The 15,631-nt window shown below is 73.6% G+C and carries 16 protein-coding genes; 7 read left to right on the plus strand and 9 right to left on the minus strand.

Annotated features, from left to right (window positions below; translation table 11 throughout):
• Positions 1 to 164: 164 nt before the first annotated feature.
• From ACFWTC_RS02825 to ACFWTC_RS02840, 4 genes are all read right to left on the minus strand, one after another.
• Complete coding sequence (locus ACFWTC_RS02825) at positions 165 to 848, minus strand: DUF4360 domain-containing protein (RefSeq protein WP_383915232.1); 684 nt, start codon at positions 846 to 848, stop codon at positions 165 to 167.
• Between the two features lie 45 nt (positions 849 to 893).
• Positions 894 to 1,541, minus strand: coding sequence for a DUF4360 domain-containing protein (locus tag ACFWTC_RS02830; RefSeq protein WP_383915233.1), 648 nt, complete (start codon positions 1,539 to 1,541; stop codon positions 894 to 896).
• A gap of 294 nt (positions 1,542 to 1,835) precedes the next feature.
• On the minus strand, positions 1,836 to 2,744 hold the full coding sequence (locus tag ACFWTC_RS02835; RefSeq protein ID WP_384025400.1) for an SDR family oxidoreductase: 909 nt from the start codon (positions 2,742 to 2,744) through the stop codon (positions 1,836 to 1,838).
• A 1-nt stretch (position 2,745) separates the two neighbouring features.
• Complete coding sequence (locus ACFWTC_RS02840; protein ID WP_384073983.1) at positions 2,746 to 3,687, minus strand: SDR family oxidoreductase; 942 nt, start codon at positions 3,685 to 3,687, stop codon at positions 2,746 to 2,748.
• Positions 3,688 to 3,743: 56 nt separating this feature from the next.
• Between ACFWTC_RS02840 and ACFWTC_RS02845 the strand changes: the two genes are divergently transcribed.
• Genes ACFWTC_RS02845 through ACFWTC_RS02865 form a run of 5 tightly spaced genes read left to right on the plus strand, consistent with a single transcriptional unit; the run spans position 3,744 to position 8,152 of the window.
• Positions 3,744 to 4,493, plus strand: a complete 750-nt coding sequence (locus ACFWTC_RS02845) for an enoyl-CoA hydratase family protein (protein WP_384025403.1) — start codon at positions 3,744 to 3,746, stop codon at positions 4,491 to 4,493.
• Complete coding sequence (locus tag ACFWTC_RS02850) at positions 4,490 to 5,341, plus strand: CoA transferase subunit A (RefSeq protein WP_384025406.1); 852 nt, start codon at positions 4,490 to 4,492, stop codon at positions 5,339 to 5,341. Before ACFWTC_RS02845 ends, ACFWTC_RS02850 begins: the two co-directional genes overlap by 4 nt.
• Complete coding sequence (locus tag ACFWTC_RS02855) at positions 5,338 to 6,078, plus strand: CoA-transferase subunit beta (protein ID WP_383915238.1); 741 nt, start codon at positions 5,338 to 5,340, stop codon at positions 6,076 to 6,078. The genes ACFWTC_RS02850 and ACFWTC_RS02855 overlap by 4 nt, the downstream gene beginning before the upstream one ends.
• Positions 6,079 to 6,082: 4 nt before the next feature.
• Positions 6,083 to 7,186, plus strand: a complete 1,104-nt coding sequence (locus ACFWTC_RS02860; protein ID WP_384025409.1) for an NAD(P)H-dependent flavin oxidoreductase — start codon at positions 6,083 to 6,085, stop codon at positions 7,184 to 7,186.
• 30 nt (positions 7,187 to 7,216) lie between these two features.
• The gene (locus tag ACFWTC_RS02865) at positions 7,217 to 8,152 is read left to right on the plus strand and encodes a tyrosine-protein phosphatase (protein WP_384025412.1); all 936 of its coding nucleotides are present in this window, start codon (positions 7,217 to 7,219) and stop codon (positions 8,150 to 8,152) included.
• A 113-nt stretch (positions 8,153 to 8,265) separates the two neighbouring features.
• On the opposite strand, the gene ACFWTC_RS02870 is transcribed toward ACFWTC_RS02865, so the two are convergent.
• From ACFWTC_RS02870 to ACFWTC_RS02890, 5 genes are all read right to left on the minus strand, one after another.
• Entirely contained in the window at positions 8,266 to 9,960 is a 1,695-nt protein-coding gene (locus ACFWTC_RS02870) for a DEAD/DEAH box helicase (protein ID WP_384025415.1), read from the minus strand.
• A 103-nt stretch (positions 9,961 to 10,063) separates the two neighbouring features.
• Entirely contained in the window at positions 10,064 to 10,270 is a 207-nt protein-coding gene (locus ACFWTC_RS02875; protein WP_030707191.1) for a cold-shock protein, read from the minus strand.
• A gap of 432 nt (positions 10,271 to 10,702) precedes the next feature.
• Positions 10,703 to 11,860, minus strand: coding sequence for an acetyl-CoA C-acetyltransferase (locus ACFWTC_RS02880; protein WP_383928555.1), 1,158 nt, complete (start codon positions 11,858 to 11,860; stop codon positions 10,703 to 10,705).
• Positions 11,861 to 11,879: 19 nt separating this feature from the next.
• Positions 11,880 to 12,467 (minus strand): TetR/AcrR family transcriptional regulator, encoded by a 588-nt coding sequence (locus ACFWTC_RS02885; protein ID WP_383928613.1) that lies wholly within the window; start codon positions 12,465 to 12,467, stop codon positions 11,880 to 11,882.
• 108 nt (positions 12,468 to 12,575) lie between these two features.
• Complete coding sequence (locus ACFWTC_RS02890; protein ID WP_383928558.1) at positions 12,576 to 13,358, minus strand: SDR family oxidoreductase; 783 nt, start codon at positions 13,356 to 13,358, stop codon at positions 12,576 to 12,578.
• Positions 13,359 to 13,474: 116 nt separating this feature from the next.
• Here ACFWTC_RS02890 and ACFWTC_RS02895 point away from each other — a divergent pair, with 116 nt between their 5' ends.
• Entirely contained in the window at positions 13,475 to 14,620 is a 1,146-nt protein-coding gene (locus ACFWTC_RS02895) for an acyl-CoA dehydrogenase family protein (RefSeq protein WP_383928561.1), read from the plus strand.
• A complete protein-coding gene (locus ACFWTC_RS02900) occupies positions 14,620 to 15,606 on the plus strand; it encodes an acyl-CoA dehydrogenase family protein (protein WP_384025417.1) in 987 nt (328 codons plus the stop codon). Before ACFWTC_RS02895 ends, ACFWTC_RS02900 begins: the two co-directional genes overlap by 1 nt.
• The last annotated feature ends 25 nt before the right edge of the window (positions 15,607 to 15,631 follow it).

The following is a 15,631-nucleotide window of genomic DNA, read 5'->3' on the forward strand; positions in this document are numbered from 1 at the left end:
CCGGGCCCGGCCCTTTTCACGGCCCGCACGTCCCCGACAGCCCCGGCAGCCGGGGCACGCATCGGGCCGGAAGGCCAGGCGTCGGGGCGGAGGGGCACGCATCGGGCCGGAGGAGCACGCGTCGGGGGCGGAGCCCGCAGGGGCCCCGCCCCCGGTCCGCCCGCCTATCGGCCGGGGCACACCTGCCAGGCGAGGTGGTAGAGGGTGCTGACGCTGGCGTCGGTGGAGTCCATCGCCATGAAGCTCGTCACCGCCTGCGGATTGGACGTGCCCGCGTTCACGCGCAGCTCGGTGTTGATGTTGAAGTTGCGCTTCTCCCCGCAGGGCGCCCAGACCAGGTCGGCGTATTCCGTCCTGTCGGTCGCCTGCCAGTTGTCGTTGAACGGACCGTTGAACTGGTGCGTCCGCTGGGAGGTCTGGGGCATTCCCTGGAAGTAGTAACTCGCCTTTTCCTGTCCCCACGCGCCGGGCTGGAGGAATGCGAATCCGCGGTAATCCGCCTGGACGATCGCGTAGGTGAAGCCCGACGGGACGTGGACGCGCAGATTGAGCTGGCAGTTCTTGCGGAAGGCGGTCGGCGGGGCGCCGGGGCCGACCTGAGCGAGGTACTCACTGTAGGTGACGGTGAAGGCCGTGTTGTCGGGCGCGACGGCCACCTCGGCGGTGCCTTCCCGGCAGCCGGATCCGTTCACGGTGGCGAGCTCGATCACGATCTTGTCGGGTGGCGCGGTGATCGGACCGCCGCCGGTGCCCGTACCGGCCGCTCCGGCCGGTGTCGCCACCGCCGCGGTGATGAGGGCGGCGATGGCGCCGCCGGTGAGCAGGGTGCGGGACAGGGGGTGAGACATCGTTGTCACTCCTGGCCGTGAGTCGGGATTCCTGTGCGCACTCCGTCAGGCCTCGGTGCACTGCCTCCACTCGAAGTGGTAGACCGTGCTGACGCTGCCGTCGGTCGAGTCCATGCTCATGAAGCTCTGGGCCTGCGGGTTCGACGAGCCCGCGTAGACGCGCAGTTCGGTGTTGACGTTGAGGTTGCGCTCCTCACCGCAGGGGGCCCAGACCAGGTCCGCGTACTCGGTCTGGTCGCTCGCCTGCCAGTTGTCCGAGTACGGGCCGTTGAACTGGTGGGTCGTACGGGCCGACTGTGCGGCGCCCTGGAAGTAGTAGTTGGCGCGCTCCTGGCCGAAGGCGCCGCGCTGGAGGTGCGCGAAGCCGCGGTAGTCGGCCCGGGCGATGGCGTACGTGAACCCCTGGGGCACGTGGATGCGCAGGGCGAGCTGGCAGTTCTTGCGGAACTCGGTGCCGCCGGAGCCGGCGCCCGTCTGGGCGAGGTAGTTGCTGTACGTGACGGTGAAGGCGGTGTTGTCGGAGGCCGCGGCGACGTCCGCGGTCCCCTGCGGACATCCCGAGCCGTTGACCCCGACCACGTCGACGGTGATTCTCCCGGGCGGCGTGGGGACGGTATCGGCGTGCGCGGGTGCGGCGACGGCCAGGAGGGCCGTGACCGCCGCGCCGACGAGGGGTCTGCGGAGCGACGTCATTGTTTCTCCCATTCGTCCGGAGCCCGGCGGAATCGAATTCCGCATGGGCACGCACACGGTTTCCGTATGCGGCATGCACATGCCATCACGGGCGAACCGGACGGGGAAGGCCCGGATACGGCCAACGCCCGCCGCCCCCCGCCCCCTGGCCGGAACTGACGACTCCGCCGCCCCCTCCCGAACCCCGCCCATCAGCCCGGCGACCCCGCCCGCCCCGGGCGGTGACACCCCCGGGGCGGCCCAAGATGACCGGAACCCCGCAACCGGCCCGCCGCCGGCCGGCCGGGCACCCGCCTACCGGGACCCGTACACCGGCAGCGGGGGCTCCGCGGCCGACAGGAGCTTCGCCGCCGCCTCCCCCGCCTCCGCCGGGGTCCAGCGGGCGCCCCGGTCGGCCGTGGGGCCGGGGCGCCAGCCCTCCATCACCGTGATGCGGCCGCCCTCCGTCTCGAAGACCCGGCCCGTCACCCCCGCCGAGGCGCCCGAGCCCAGCCACACCACCAGCGGGGACACGTTCTCCGGCGCCATCGCGTCGAATCCGCCCTCTTCCGGGGCCGCCATGGTCTCCGCGAAGGTCTGCTCCGTCATCCGGGTGCGGGCCGCCGGGGCGATCGCGTTGACCTGGACCCCGTACCGGCCCATCTCCGCGGCCGAGACCAGGGTCAGCCCCAGGATGCCCGCCTTGGCCGCGCTGTAGTTGCCCTGGCCCACCGAGCCCGACAGCCCCGCCCCCGAAGAGGTGTTGACGACCCGGGCCGCCACCCGGCGGCCCGCCTTCGCCTCCGCCCGCCACCACGCGGCCGCGGAGCGCAGCGGCAGGAAATGGCCCTTCAGATGGACCCGCATCACCGCGTCCCAGTCGTCCTCGTCCAGGTTGACGAGCATCCGGTCGCGCAGGAACCCCGCGTTGTTGACCAGGGTGTCCAGCCGGCCGAAGCGGCCGACCGCGCAGTCGACCAGCGACGCGGCCCCCTCGCCCGTCGCGATGTCCCCGCCGTGCGCGACCGCCTCCCCGCCCAGCGCCTCGATCTCCGCGACCACCCGGGCCGCCGGGCTCCCGGGGCCCGGGAGCCCGTCGAGCCCCACCCCCAGGTCGTTCACGACGACCTTCGCGCCCTCCGCCGCGAAAGCCAGGGCGTGCGCCCGCCCCAGCCCCCGCCCCGCTCCCGTCACGATCACGACCCTGCCTTCGGCCATGCCCATCTCAGTCCTCCTCGTTCGCAGTCGCCGCATCCGTGCCCGCCGTACCCGTGCCCGTCCCCGCCGTACCCCTGCCCGCCGTACCCCTGCCCGCCGCACCCGTACCCGCGCCCGCCGTATCCGCGGCCGCATCCGCCTCCGCCGCGGCCGCCTCCGCCGCGGCCGCCTCCGCCGCGGCCGCCTCCGCCTCCCTGTTCACCGTCGCGGCGTCCAGGAACGCGGGCCGCTCCCCGCCCCCGTGCACCAGCAGGCTGGCCCCGCTGACATACCCGGCCCGCGGCGAGGCCAGGAACACCGCCGCCTCGCCCACGTCCGCGGGGTCCGCCAGCCGTCCCAGCGGCACGGTCGCCGCCACTGCCGCGATCCCCGCGGCGTCCCCGTAGTGCAGGTGGGACAGCTCGGTCCGCACCATGCCGAGGACCAGCGTGTTCACCCGTACCTCGGGGGCCCACTCCACGGCCATCGACCGGGCCAGGTTCTCCAGCCCCGCCTTCGCCGCCCCGTACGCGGCCGTCCCCGGCGACGGCCGGCCGCCACTGACGCTGCCGATCATCACCACCGAGCCCCGGCTCTCGCGCAGCCACGGGTACGCGGCCAGGGACGCCGTCATCGGCGCCACCAGGTTCAGCTCGACGACCCGCGCGTGCCGCTGCGCGTCCGCCTCGCCCAGCAGCCGGTACGGGGTCCCGCCCGCGTTGTTGACCAGGCAGTCGAGCCGCCCGTACCGCTCGGCGAGCCCGGCGCAGAACTCCTGCACGGCGGCGGGGTCGCGCAGGTCGAGCACCGCGAACGAGGCCTCCCGGCCAGCCGCCGCCACCGGTTCGTCCGGCGGCCGCCGTGCACAGACGACGACGTCCGCCCCGGCCTTGAGGAACGACCGGGCGATCCCGGCGCCGACGCCCCGGGTTCCCCCGGTGACGACGACGACCCTCCCGTCGAGCTCCATGGGCTGCTACCTTCCTCACCTAACAAATGTTTGGTGGAAAGGTAGCTGATCCGCTCATGGGTGTCTCCACCTCCCGCCCGGACCAGGGCGTCGCACTCGTCACCGTCGACTTCCCGCCCGTCAACGCCCTCCCCGTGCGCGGCTGGTACGACCTCGCTGACGCGCTGCGCGCGGCCGGCCGCGACCCGGGGGTCCGGTGCGTGGTCCTCGGCGCCGAGGGCCGCGGCTTCAACGCGGGCGTCGACATCAAGGAGATGCAGCGCGACCCCGGCCACGCCTCCCTCATCGGCGCCAACCGGGGCTGTTTCGAGGCCTTCGCCGCCGTGTACGAGTGCGAGGTGCCGGTGGTCGCCGCCGTGAACGGGTTCTGCCTGGGCGGCGGCATCGGGCTGGTCGGGAACGCCGACGCGATCGTCGCCTCCGACGACGCGACCTTCGGACTGCCCGAACTGGACCGGGGCGCGCTCGGCGCCGCGACCCACCTGTCCCGCTTGGTCCCCCAGCACCTGATGCGCACGCTCTACTACACCTCGCGCACCGCGACCGCCGCCGAACTGCACGCCCACGGCTCGGTCTGGAAGGTGGTCCGGCGCGCCGAACTGCGCGCCGCGGCCCTGGAACTGGCCGCCGAGATCGCGCGGAAGGACGGCTGCCTGATCCGCCTGGCGAAGGCCGCCATCAACGGCATCGACCCCGTCGACGTACGCCGCAGCTACCGCTTCGAGCAGGGCTTCACCTTCGAGGCCAACCTCAGCGGAGTGGCCGACCGGGTCCGTGACACCTTCGGGAAGGAAGCGACCCCGTGACCGACAAGACGATGACCCCCGACGAGGTGGTCGGGCGGCTGCGCAGCGGAATGACCCTCGGCATCGGCGGCTGGGGCTCGCGGCGCAAGCCCATGGCGCTGGTGCGGGCACTGCTCCGCTCGGAGATCACCGATCTCACCGTGATCGCGTACGGCGGCCCCGACGTCGGCCTGCTGGCGGCCGCGGGACGGATCCGGCGGCTCGTCGCCCCCTTCGCCACCCTGGACTCCATTCCGCTGGAACCCCACTTCCGGGCCGCCCGCGAGCGCGCCGCCTTCGCCCTCACCGAGCTCGACGAGGCCATGTTCATGTGGGGCCTGCACGCCGCCGCGAACCGGCTGCCGTTCCTGCCCGTCCGGGCCGGCCTCGGCTCGGACGTGATGCGGGTCAACCCGGAGCTGCGGACCGTGACCTCCCCGTACGAAGACGGCGAGGAGCTCGTCGCCGTCCCCGCCCTGCGCATGGACGCCGCCCTGGTCCACCTCAACCGCGCCGACCGCCTCGGCAACGGCCAGTACCTGGGCCCGGACCCGTACTTCGACGACCTCTTCTGCGAGGCCGCCGACGCCGCGTACCTCTCCTGCGAGCAGCTCGTCGAGACCGCCGAGCTCTCCAAGGCCGGCCCCCCGCAGTCACTCCTCGTCAGCCGCCACTGCGTCACCGGGGTCGTCGAGACCCCGAACGGCGCGCACTTCACCTCCTGCGCCCCCGACTACGGCCGCGACGAGGCCTTCCAGAAGCTGTACGCGACCACCCCCTGGCCCGAGTTCGCCGCCCGCTTCCTCTCCGGCGCGGGCGAGCACGACTACCAGTGCGCCGTCCGGACCTGGCACGAGGAGCAGCAGTGACCGCCCCTACGGCCACCCGTGCCGAGTACTGCGTGATCGCCTGCGCCGAGGCCTGGCGCGGCGACGGCGAGGTGCTCGCCAGCCCCATGGGCCTGATCCCCTCCTTCGGGGCCCGCCTCGCCAAGCGGACGTTCTCCCCCGACCTGCTGCTGACGGACGGCGAGGCCATGCTCGTCGGGCTGGACGGCACGGCCGAGGGGTGGCTGCCGTACCGCCGCCACCTGGCGATGGTCACCGGCGGAAAGCGGCACGTGATGATGGGCGCCAGCCAGATCGACCGGTTCGGCAACCAGAACATCTCCTGCATCGGCGACTGGGAGCAGCCGGCCCGCCAGCTCCTCGGCGTGCGCGGCGCGCCCGTCAACACCCTGAACAACCCGGTGAGCTACTGGGTCCCGAAGCATTCCCCCCGGGTGTTCGTCGCGCGCGTGGACATGGTCAGCGGGGTGGGCTACGACCGCGCCGGGGCGGCGGGCCCCTCGGCCACCCGGTACCACCGGCTCCCCCGGGTCGTCAGCGACCTCGGCGTCTTCGACTTCTCCGGGCCCGGCCACTCGATGCGCCTGGTGTCGGTGCACCCCGGGGTCACCGTGGAGCAGGTCCGGGCCGCCACCGGCTTCGAGCTGGCCGCCGCGGAGGAGGTCCCGTACACGCGGGAACCGACCGCGGACGAGCTGCGGCTGATCCGCGAGGTGATCGACCCCGAGGGGCTGCGCGACCGGGAAGTGCGGGGCTGATCCGGTGGAGACGGCGTTCACGAAGCTGGTCGGGGTCCGGTACCCGATCGTGCAGACCGGCATGGGCTGGGTGGCCGGCCCGCGCCTGGTGGCGGGCGCGGCCAACGCGGGCGCGCTCGGCATCCTGGCCTCCGCGACGATGACCCTGGACCAGCTGCGGTCGGCGGTCCGCGAGGTCAGGTCCCGTACGCCGGAGGGGACGCCCTTCGGGGTCAACCTGCGGGCGGACGCCGGGGACGCGGCCGAGCGGGCCCGGCTGATCATCGACGAGGGGGTCCGGGTCGCGTCCTTCGCGCTCGCCCCCTCCCCTGAGCTGATCGCGCGCCTCAAGGAAGCGGGCGTGGTCGTCGTCCCCTCCGTCGGGGCCCGTCGGCACGCCGAGAAGGTCGCCGCCTGGGGCGCCGACGCGGTGATCGTGCAGGGCGGCGAGGGCGGCGGCCACACCGGCGACGTGGCCACGACCGTCCTGCTTCCCCAGGTCGTGGACGCCGTGGAAGTCCCGGTCGTCGCGGCGGGCGGCTTCGCCGACGGCCGCGGCCTGGTCGCGGCACTGGCGTACGGGGCCGCGGGCATCGCCATGGGCACCCGCTTCCTGCTGACGTCCGACTCCACCGTCCCGGACGCGGTCAAGGCGGAGTACCTGAAGGCGACGGTCAAGGACGTCACCGTCACCACCGCCGTCGACGGCCTCCCGCACCGCATGCTGCGCTCCGCGCTGGTCGACTCCCTGGAGCGGGCGGGCCGCACCCGGGCGCTGGCCCGGGCGGTCCGCCACGCGGCGGGCTTCCGGACGATCTCCGGCCTCACCTGGTCGCAGATGGTTCGGGACGGACTGGCCATGAAACACGGCAAGGACCTGTCCTGGAGCCAGGTCCTGCTCGCCGCGAACACCCCCATGCTCCTCAAGGCGTCCATGGTCGAGGGCCGTACGGACCTCGGAGTCATGGCATCGGGCCAGGTCGCGGGGGTGATCGACGACCTCCCGTCCTGCGCGGAGCTCGTCTCCCGCGTCATGGCCGAGGCGTATGACGTGCTGGAACGGCTGCACGGCGCCCACCCCCCGCACCCGCACCCGCACCCGCACGACACCCTGCCACCCCCAGGGTGACCCCCTTCTCCGTTACAGGAGTCGCATCAGATGAGCCGTGCCCGAATCCGTCTGGCGACCGCGGCGCTCGTCTCCGCCCTCGCCTTCGGGACCCTGCCCGCCTCCGCGTACGCCGCGGCGGGCCCGGAAGCCGGGGCCAGTGCCCGGCACCACGGGTCCCACCCCTCCGCAGAAACGATTCACCACATCCCGCTTCAGGGCGCCGTCAACGTCCGGGACCTCGGCGGCTACCGCACCTACACCGGCGGCCAGGTCCGCCGGGGGCTGGTCTACCGCTCCGACGCGCTGAGCAAGCTGACCGCCGCCGACCTCACCACCGTCTCCGGGCTGGGCCTGGGCAGGGTCGTGGACTTCCGCATCCCCCTGGAGCTCCAGTACGACGGCCCCGACAAGCTGCCCGCCGGTCTCACGGTCACCCCGCGCCCGGTCAGCGACCTCGGCCTCTACGGAACCCTCGTCGGCGCCATCGCCAGCGGCGATCCCGTGACCCAGGAGCAGATGCTCGGCGGCGGCCGCGCCGAGGCCTACATGCGCGACATCTACCGCACCTTCGTGACCAGCCCCGAGAACCGGGCGCAGTTCGCGGCGACGCTGCGGGAGATCGCCGACGGCCGGCAGGGCCCGGTCCTGTACCACTGCACCTCGGGCAAGGACCGCACCGGCTGGATGAGCTACGTGCTGCTGCGCGCCCTCGCCGTCCCCGAGGGCGCCGCCGAGCGCGACTACCTGGCGTCGAACACCTACCGCGCCGCGTACGACGCCCGCTTGCGGGCGGGCCTCAAGCAGTCCGGGCGGATGCAGAACCCGGACCTGCTGATCCCGCTCCAGGAAGTCCGCCAGGACTACCTGGACGCGGCGACGGCCCGGATGCTGGCCGAGTACGGCGGCTTCTACGGCTACCTCACGGACGGCCTCGGCCTGGACCTGCGGACCCTGGCGAAGCTCCAGTCCAGGATGGTCCGCTGACCGTCCCGCCCCGGACACTCCCCGGCGGCCCCGGCGGCCCCGGGTACGCCGAAACGCCGGGCAGCGCGCGTGCGCTGCCCGGCGTCCCGGTGTTCGTACGAGGTGCCCCGCCGTCAGGCGGACCGGCGCCGTGCCTGGCCCGGGCCACCGACGCGGCTGCGGGCCGAAGCCGCCGCCGCACCGCCGGAGGCGCCGCCCCCGGTACGCCGGCCGCGCTCGCCGGAGCCGGCCGCGGCCGCACCCTGGCCGCCCTGGCCGCGCCGGGCCTGGCCCGAGGCGGAACCGGCGCCCTGACCGGCGGCGCCGCCGCCCGTACGGCGTCCGCGCGTACCGGCGGCCGGAGCCGCCCCCGCGGCGGAACCGGTGCGCGGGCCGGCCGAGCGGCGGCGACCGCCACCGCCGGCGGCGTTGCCCGAGGCCGGCTTCGACGCGGAACGCTGCCGCGGCGGGGTCGGCTGCGGCACGTCCAGCACCACCGGGACGCCCGAGGGCTCCTTGGCGCCGGTCAGCCGGGCCAGCTCCTCGTCGGAGGACTTGATCTGGGCGGTGCGCGGCGAGATCCCGGCGTCCGACATCAGGCGGGTCATGTCCCGCTTCTGGTCGGGCAGCACCAGGGTGACCACGCTGCCGGACTCGCCGGCACGGGCGGTGCGGCCACCGCGGTGCAGGTAGTCCTTGTGGTCGGTCGGCGGGTCCACGTTGACGACGAGGTCGAGGTCGTCGATGTGGATGCCGCGCGCCGCGACGTTGGTGGCCACCAGCGCGGTGACCTCGCCCGTCTTGAACCAGTCCAGGGTCCGGTTGCGCTGCGGCTGCGAGCGCCCCCCGTGCAGGCCGGAGGCGCGGACGCCGTCCGCCAGGAGCTTCTTGACCATGCGGTCGACACCGCGCTTCGTGTCCACGAACATGATCACCCGGCCGTCGCGAGCGGCTATGCGCGTCGCCACGGCCTTCTTGTCGGTCTCGTCCATGACGTACAGGACGTGGTGCTCCATGGTGGTGACCGCACCGGCCGACGGGTCGACGGAGTGGCCGACCGGGTCGGTGAGGAACATCTTGACGAGCTTGTCGATGTTCTTGTCCAGCGTCGCCGAGAACAGCATCCGCTGGCCGTCCGACCGGACCTGCTTCAGCAGGGCGGTGACCTGCGGCATGAAGCCCATGTCGGTCATCTGGTCGGCCTCGTCGAGGACAGTGATCTCGACCTGCGAGAGGTCGGCGTCACCGCGCTCGATGAGGTCCTTCAGGCGGCCGGGGGTGGCGACGAGGACCTCAGAGCCGCGGCGCAGGGCGCCCGACTGCCGGTTGATCGACATGCCGCCGACGACGGTGGCGATGCGCAGGTTGACGGCCGTGGCGTACGGGGTCAGCGCGTCGGTCACCTGCTGCGCGAGCTCACGGGTCGGTACGAGGACCAGCGCGAGCGGGGCCTTGGGCTCCGCGCGGCGGCCCGCGATACGGGCCAGCAGCGCCAGGCCGAAGGCCAGCGTCTTGCCGGAGCCGGTACGGCCGCGGCCGAGCAGGTCACGGCCGACGAGCGAGTTCGGCAGCGTGGCGGACTGGATCGGGAACGGCGAGGTGACGCCCTGGGCGGCGAGGGTCTTCAGCAGCGCCTCGGGCATGCCCATGTCCTCGAACGCCTCGACCGGCGGGAGCGCCGGGGTCAGCGGTTCGGGCATGGTGAATTCTTGGGGCCTGGCCACGGGGGCGGACTTCTGCCGTCCCGCGCCAGCCTTCGGACGTCCCTGGGCCGCACCTCGACCCCGCGTGGGGCGGCGGCTGGGTCGTGCGGAGCTGGAGCTGGTCATGCGGAAAACGCCCTCCTGAAACCGGCGGTACAACAAACAGTCGAGACAGCAGACAAGCCGGGGTCCGCACCTTCACGGTGCGGACCCCGGCGTGCTGATGACGTCAGTTGGCGGGGAGGATGTTCTCCGCCTGGGGGCCCTTCTGGCCCTGGGTGACGTCGAAGGACACGCGCTGGCCCTCCTGGAGCTCACGGAAGCCCTGGGTGGCGATGTTCGAGTAGTGGGCGAAGACGTCCGGGCCGCCACCGTCCTGCTCGATGAAGCCGAAGCCCTTTTCCGAGTTGAACCACTTCACGGTGCCAAGTGCCATTTTGAATCTCCTGAATAGGCGGCAAAGGGCCCCATCCGGAGATTCCGGCAAAACAATAAAAGCGCCTGTCGGAGCAATCCCGTCAGGCGCACATAAAGTTCATGGGTACCACAACTGCAACGAGCTCTAAGCTAGCACACGTCCGCGGGGGTGTGCGCCAGCGAGGGTGTGACCTGCGCCCTTCTCCATGGGGAGCCCCGGCCGCCGGACCCGGCGGCGGGGGCGGCGGGCGGGGCGCGGAAGGCCCGTACGACAAGGGTTCCGCTGTGTCACCGCCCCTCCGGACCGCCGGCCGGCCCGGCCGCGCAGGGCGTCCCGAGACCGCCGGAAAATAATGCGTTCGGACGGTTGAGCGAGGGGTGGGCGGGGGGTGAGCGGGGGGGGTGGGCGAGGGGTGGGCCGGGCCGGGCGGCCCCGCCCGCCGGGGCCGGACTACAGCCGTTCGATGATCGTCACGTTGGCCTGGCCGCCGCCCTCACACATGGTCTGGAGGCCGAAGCGGCCCCCCGTCCGCTCCAGCTCGTGCAGGAGCGTGGTCATCAGCTTCACGCCGGTCGCGCCGAGCGGGTGGCCCAGGGCGATCGCGCCGCCGTTGACGTTGACCCGCTCCGGATCGGCTCCGGTCTCCTTGAGCCAGGCGAGGACCACCGGGGCGAAGGCCTCGTTGATCTCCACCAGGTCGATGTCCGCCAGGGACATGCCGGTCTTCTTCAGCGCGTACGCCGTGGCGGGGATCGGCGCCGACAGCATCCGGATGGGGTCCTCGCCGCGCACCGAGAGGTGGTGGATGCGGGCCCGGGGCCGCAGGCCGTGCTCCCGTACCGCCCGTTCGGAGGCGATCAGCATCGCCGCCGCGCCGTCCGAGACCTGGGAGGAGACGGCCGCCGTGATGGTGCCGCCCTCGACGACCGGCTCAAGGCCCGCCATCTTCTCCAGCGTCGTGTCCCGGCGGGGCCCCTCGTCCGCCGTCACGTCCCCGTACGCCACCGTCTCGCGGTCGAAGCGGCCCTCGTCGATCGCGCGCAGCGCCCGTTGGTGCGAGCGGAGGGCGAACTCCTCCATGTCCCGGCGGGAGATCCCCCACTTCTCGGCGATGAGCTGGGCGCCGTGGAACTGGTTCACGGGGGCGTCGCCGTAGCGCGCCCGCCAGCCTGCCGCTCCGGCGTACGGGCCCTCGGTGAGGCCGAGGGGTTCCGCCGCCTGCCGCGAGGCGAAGGCGATCGGGATCATCGACATGTTCTGGGTGCCGCCCGCGACCACCAGGTCCTGGGTGCCGGAGAGCACGCCCTGCGCCGCGAAGTGCACCGCCTGCTGCGAGGAGCCGCACTGCCGGTCGACGGTGACTCCCGGCACCTCCTCCGGGAGGCCCGCCGCCAGCCATGCGGTCCGGGCGATGTCGCCCGCCTGCGGGCCGACCGTGTCGAGGCAGCCGAACACGACGTCCTCCACCGCCGACGGGTCGACGCCCGACCGGTCGACCAGCGCCTTCAGGACGTGCGCGCCCAGGTCGGCCGGGTGGACCGCCGACAGGCCGCCCTTGCGCCGCCCCACGGGGGTGCGTACGGCGTCGACTATGTAGGCCTCGGGCATCGGGACTCCTCTGGATCGGTTACGTGCGCAGGGCGATCCCGTCCAGCACCATCGACAGGTACTGGCGGGCGATCTCCTCGGGACTGTGCAGGCCGCCCGGCCGGTACCAGGACGCCGCCACCCACACCGTGTCGCGCACGAACCGGTAGGTGAGGCGGATGTCGAGGTCGGCCCGGAAGACCTTGGCCGCGACCCCCCGCTCCAGCGTCCCCAGCCACGCCTTCTCGAACTTCTGCTGCGAGTCGGAGAGGTAGTGGAAGCGGGGCTGTGCGGAGAGGGTGCGGGATTCCTTCTGGTAGATCGCGACGGCGGCGCGGTGCCGGTCGATCTCCCGGAAGGACTCGGTGACGAGGGCCTCGATGGTCTCCCTGGGGCCGAGGCCGGCGGCGAGGACGGTGTCGTAGCCCTCCCACAGCTCGGTCAGGAAGGCCGACAGGATCTCGTCGAGCATCGATTCCTTCGAATCGAAGTGGTAGTAGAGGCTGCCGGCGAGCATCCCGGCGGCGTCGGCGATCTTGCGGACGGTGGTGGCGTTGTATCCCTGCGCGGCGAAGACCTCGGCGGCGGCGGCGAGGAGTTCGCGGCGGCGTTCGGGCGACGCGGTCACCTGCGGCTTCTTCGCGGAGGTCCGCTTCTTCCCGGCCGTCGGCCCGTTCTCGGCTGTCGGCTGGTTCGCGGTTTTCGGCTTGTTCGTCGGCACGCGCCCATTCTGGGCCTACGCGTGCTGGCTGCTGACCGAGACGGTCTCGCCCGTCATGTACGACGAGTAGCCGCTGGCCAGGAAGACGATGACGTTGGCGACCTCCCAGGGCTCGGCGTGGCGGCCGAAGGCCTCGCGGGCGGTGAGTTCGGCGAGCAGTTCCTCGCTGGTGACCTTCACCAGGTGCGGGTGCATGGCCAGGCTCGGGGCGACGGCGTTGACGCGTACGCCGAACTCGGCCGCCTCCAGGGCCGCGCAGCGGGTCAGTGCCATCACCCCGGCCTTGGCGGCGGCGTAGTGGGCCTGGCCGGTCTGGGCGCGCCAGCCCACGACGGAGGCGTTGTTGACGACGACCCCGCCCCGGCCGGAGGCCCGGAACGAGCGCATCGCGGCGCGGGTGCAGCGGAAGGTCCCGTTCAGGGTGACGTCGAGGACGCGGGACCACTGCTCGTCGGTCATGTCGACGAGGGCGGCCGTGCCGCCGAGGCCTGCGTTGTTGACGACGGCGTCGAGGCGGCCGTGGGTCTGCTCGGCGAGCGCGAAGAGGGCCCGTACCTGCTCCTCGTCGGTGACGTCACAGGGCAGGGAGGTGACGCGGTCCGCGCCGAACTCGGCGGCCAGCGCGGTTTCGGTCTCCTTCAGGCGGCGGGCGTGGGCGTCGCCGATGACGATGCGGGCGCCCTCCTCCAGGAAGCGGCGGGCGGTGGCCCCGCCGATGCCGGCTCCGGCGGCGGCGGTGATGACGGCGGTGCGTCCGCTCAGCAGGCCGTGGCCGGGGACGTAGTCGGGCGGGGTCATGCACGTGCCTCCCGGGTTCCGGACGCGGTGCGGAACTGCTCGACGCTGCTCATGACCGTACGTTAACCTACCAAACACTTGTTAGGGAAGGATGTACGGATGGAGGCGAACCTCTGATGGACCTGACCCAGACGGCGCGGACCCTGGCCTTCCGGGCGGAGGCCCGGGCCTGGCTCGCCGCCCACGTCCCGGCGGTCCCCCTCCCCTCCCTGGAGACGGCGGAGGGCTTCGCCGCCCACCGCGCGTGGGAGGCGCTGCTGCACGCGGACCGCTGGTCGGCGGTGTCCTGGCCCGAGGAGTACGGGGGCCGGGGTGCGGACCTCGTGCACTGGCTGGTCTTCGAGGAGGAGTACTGGGCGGCGGGCGCGCCGGGCCGGGTCTCGCAGAACGGCATCAACCTGCTGGCCCCGACCCTCTTCGACCACGCGAGCGCGGAGCAGCGGGCGCGGGTGCTGCCCGCGATGGCGAGCGGCGCGGAGATCTGGGCGCAGGCCTGGTCGGAGCCGGAGGCGGGCTCCGACCTGGCGTCCCTGACCTCGCGGGCGGTCCGTACGGACGGCGGCTGGCTGCTGTCCGGGCAGAAGACCTGGTCCTCGCGGGCCGCCTTCGCCGACCGCGCGTTCGGCATCTTCCGTACGGATCCGCACGCGCCGAAGCCGCACCAGGGGCTGACGTACCTGATGTTCGACCTGCGGGCACCGGGGGTGACGGTGCGTCCCGTCGGGCGCCTGGACGGCAAGCCCGCCTTCGCGGAGCTGTTCCTCGACGGGCTGTTCGTGCCGGACCGGGACGTGATCGGGGAGCCGGGGCAGGGCTGGCGGATCGCCATGTCGACCACGGGCAACGAACGCGGCCTGACCCTGCGCGCTCCGGGCCGCTTCCTGGCGGCCGCGGACCGTCTGGTGGGCCTGTGGGAGGCGGCCGGCGATCCGGGGGACACGGCGCTGCGGGACCGGGTGGCGGACGCGGTGGTCGGGGCCCGCGCGTACGAGCTGTTCACCTGGGCGAACGCCTCGCGCCTCGCGGCGGGCCGGACGATCGGCGCCGAGTCCAGCCTGAACAAGGTGTTCTGGTCGCAGTACGACATCGCCCTGCACGAGACGGCGCTGGACCTGCTGGGGCCGGACGCGGAGCTCGCCGAGGGCGAGTGGGCCGAGCCGTGGGTCTTCTCGCTGGCCGGGCCGATCTACGCCGGGACCAACGAGATCCAGCGCGACATCATCGCCGAGCGGCTGCTCGGCCTCCCGAAGGGCCGCCGCTGATGCGCTTCCTGCCGACCGACGAGCAGGCGGACTTCGCCCGTACGCTGCGCTCGCTGCTGGCCGCCGCCGACGTGCCGGCCGCGGTACGGGACTGGGCCGGCGGGCGGCACGGGCCCGGACGGGCGCTCTGGTCGGGGCTCGCGGACACGGGCCTGTTCGCACTGGCCGTGCCGGAGGCGTACGAGGGCCTGGGGCCGCTCCCGTCGGAGCTGGCGCTGGGCTTCGTGGAGCTGGGCCGGGCGGGGGTGCCGGGGCCCGTGGTGGAGACGGCGGCTGCCTGCGTCCTGCTGGCGGGGCTGGACGGGGAGGCCCCGGCCAAGCGGTTCCTGCCGGGGCTGGCCGGGGGCGGGGCCGCGGCGACGCTGACGCTGCCGGGCGGGAGCCCGTACGCCCTGGACGCGGACGCGGCCGCGTACTGCTTCACGGTGTCGGGGGCGGGCGAGCTCCGGCTGACCGCGGGCGGCGGTCCGCTCCTGGCTTCGACGGACCCGGCCCGGCGGCTGTCCGTCCCGCCGGCCGGAGGCGAACTCCTGGCCGCCGGGCCCCGGGTGCTGGAGGCGGCGCGGACGGCCGCGCGCTGGGCGCGGCTGCTTACGGCGGCCCAGTGCCTGGGCGTCGGCGAGGCGCTGCTGGACCGGACGGTGGAGTACGCGAAGCAGCGCACGCAGTTCGGGGTGCCGATCGGCGGTTTCCAGGCGGTCAAGCACCGGCTGGCGGACACCCTGCTGGGGCTGGAGTTCGCCCGGCCGCTGGTGTGGGCGGCGGCGCTGTCCCTGGACCCGGCCGACGTGGCGGCGGCGAAGCTGACCGCCGGGGAGTCGGCGTACCGGGCGGCGATGTCGGCGCTCCAGCTGCACGGGGCGGTGGGCTACACCGAGGAGCTGGACCTGTCCCTGTGGCTGCGCAAGGCCCGCCCGCTGCGGGACGCGTGGGGGACGCCGTCGGCCTGCCGGGCGGAGGTCCTCGCGGCGCACCGGGGGCGGTGAGGCGGGGGCGGTGAGGCGGGGGCGG

The sequence above is a fragment of the Streptomyces sp. NPDC058619 genome (assembly GCF_042717785.1).
Lineage (GTDB): Bacteria > Actinomycetota > Actinomycetes > Streptomycetales > Streptomycetaceae > Streptomyces.